Genomic DNA, 222 nt, shown 5'->3' with positions numbered 1-222 from the left:
CGATTCCTGTTTCATCAATGTATACGATTGGTAAATCGTTTAGGTTATCCAAAATATCAAGAAACTCAGCGACTTTCTCTGGGTCTTGTTCCTTAAAGCTCGTCATCTTTTTTTGAAGTGACCTTCATCTGCTTTAAAGCTGCCCATACTGAAGGGACAGCACAATCAAAATGTGCCGCAATTTCCCGTAAAAAAGCATCTGGATAAGCCTCTACAAAGGAT

1 pseudogene is annotated in these 222 nt (G+C 39.6%); it reads right to left on the bottom strand.

Annotated elements, in window-relative coordinates:
* Positions 1-222, bottom strand: a pseudogene (locus HT669_RS11500) (IS630 transposase-related protein); the annotation flags it as partial.

It is taken from the genome of Streptococcus sp. 2100 (genome assembly GCF_013276335.1).
In the GTDB taxonomy this organism is placed as follows: domain Bacteria; phylum Bacillota; class Bacilli; order Lactobacillales; family Streptococcaceae; genus Streptococcus; species Streptococcus pseudopneumoniae.
The sequence above is the reverse complement of the archived record's forward strand: the minus strand, read 5'-3'. Positions and strand labels throughout refer to the sequence as shown.